The 1,903-nt window shown below is 57.8% G+C and carries 2 protein-coding genes and 1 pseudogene; 1 reads left to right on the top strand and 2 read right to left on the bottom strand.

Features of this window, described 5'->3' with window-relative positions:
• The first annotated feature begins 55 nt into the window (after nucleotides 1-55).
• Nucleotides 56-1,720 (top strand): excinuclease ABC subunit UvrB, encoded by a 1,665-nt coding sequence (locus tag AB4043_RS25580; protein ID WP_442308526.1) that lies wholly within the window; start codon nucleotides 56-58, stop codon nucleotides 1,718-1,720.
• Here the strand turns inward: AB4043_RS25580 and AB4043_RS25575 are convergent.
• A pseudogene (locus tag AB4043_RS25575) lies at nucleotides 1,717-1,794 on the bottom strand (L,D-transpeptidase family protein); the annotation flags it as partial. The gene AB4043_RS25580 and the pseudogene AB4043_RS25575 overlap by 4 nt on opposite strands.
• A 19-nt stretch (nucleotides 1,795-1,813) precedes the next feature.
• Nucleotides 1,814-1,903, bottom strand: a 90-nt coding sequence (locus AB4043_RS25570) for a L,D-transpeptidase family protein (protein WP_442308527.1), incomplete at its 5' end; no start/stop codon positions are given.

Below are 1,903 nucleotides of genomic sequence, written 5' to 3'. Positions count from 1 at the left end.
GGAGAAAGAAAAGCGAATATGTCTTAGCTCATCTTTCTCCTGATATTCTTAGTGGATGGACTTTCAGCTCTCCACCACCTACAAGCCACAGGGAGACCAACCGCGTGCCATCACCGAGCTCATGACCGGTCTGCACGACGGTGAAAAGCACCAGGTGCTGCTCGGCGTGACCGGGTCGGGTAAGACCTTCACCATGGCGAAGGTCATCGAGCAGTCTGACCGTCCTGCGCTTGTACTCGCGCATAACAAGACATTGGCCGCGCAGCTTTATCACGAGTTCAAGCAGTTCTTCCCAAACAACGCGGTGGAGTACTTCGTCAGCTACTACGACTACTACCAGCCCGAGGCCTACATTCCTTCGGGCGACCTCTACATCGAGAAAGAAGCCACCATCAATGAAGAGCTCGACAAGCTGCGGCTCGTCAAGCAGCGCTATTCTCGGCTGCCGATCTATCCGAAATCGCACTACGTCGTGCAGCCGGAGAAGAAGAAGTCGGCGATGGACTCCATCCTCGAAGAGCTTGCCGAGTGGGAGGCGCAACTTGAAAAAGAGGGCCGCATGGTGGAGGCGCAGCGCATTCATCAGCGCACACGCTTCGACCTTGAGATGATCAAATCTGTCGGCTACTGTCACGGCATCGAGAACTACTCACGCCACTTCTCCGGACGTCTTCCGGGTGAGCCTCCGCCGACGCTTTTGGATTACTTTCCGAAGGACTTCCTGATCTTCATCGACGAGTCGCATGTCACCGTACCGCAGCTGCACGGCATGTGGCACGGTGATCGCTCCCGCAAACAGAACCTGGTGGACTACGGCTTCCGCCTGCCCTCGGCACGCGACAACCGGCCGCTGCGCTTCGAGGAATTTGAGTCGCGCACCGGGCAGATCATCTACGTTTCGGCGACTCCGGGACCGTACGAACTGACAAAGGCGGAGGGCRTGGTCGTCGAACAGATCATCCGCCCCACCGGCCTCATCGATCCTGAAGTCGAGATTCGGCCGGTCAAAGGACAGATCGACGATCTGCTGGGCGAGATTCGTGACCGGGCTGCGAGAAACCAGCGTGTCCTGGTAACAACCCTGACGAAACGTATGGCCGAAGATCTCGCCGGCTACTATACCGAAGTCGGTGTCCGCTGCCGCTACATGCATTCGGAGATCGAGACACTGGAACGGGTAAAGCTGTTGCGCGACCTACGTAAAGGTGAGTACGACGTGCTGATCGGCATCAACCTTCTGCGCGAAGGCCTGGATCTGCCTGAGGTCTCTCTCGTGGCTATTCTGGACGCCGATAAGGAAGGATTTCTGCGTTCGCAGGGTTCGCTCATCCAGACCATCGGACGTGCGGCGCGACACCTGGAAGGCCGGGCAATTCTGTATGCCGACAAGATGACGGACTCCATGCAGCGAGCGATCGACGAGACCAGCCGTCGACGCGAAGCGCAGGTGGCCTACAACACGGAACACGGCATTACACCGAGAACTGTCGTTCGCGCAATCGAAGACTCGCTTGCCGTGGTGCTGGCAGCCGATTATGCAGATCTGACGGCAGAGGTGGAAGGGATGCCGGAGTTCGCGACGCAGCAGGAATTGGACACCTACATCGGAAAGCTCGAAACCGAGATGCGCGAGGCAGCCAAACAGTTCGAGTTCGAGAAGGCAGCAAAGTTGCGCGACACGATCAAGGAGCTCCGGACGAAGGAGTTCCTGTTCAGCTAAGGGCGGATCTCGATGGGCGTCCCGTCGGGGACGAGACGCCATATCTCATCCATCTCTTCGTCAGTTACCGCTACACAGCCTCGAGTTGTTCAGCTAAGGGCGGATCTCGATGGGCGTCCCGTCGGGGACGAGACGCCATATCTCATCCATCTCTTCGTCAGTTACCGCTACACAGCCTCGAGT

Source organism: Terriglobus sp. YAF25, assembly GCF_052113305.1.
Lineage (GTDB): Bacteria > Acidobacteriota > Terriglobia > Terriglobales > Acidobacteriaceae > Terriglobus.
The sequence above is the reverse complement of the archived record's forward strand: the minus strand, read 5'-3'. Positions and strand labels throughout refer to the sequence as shown.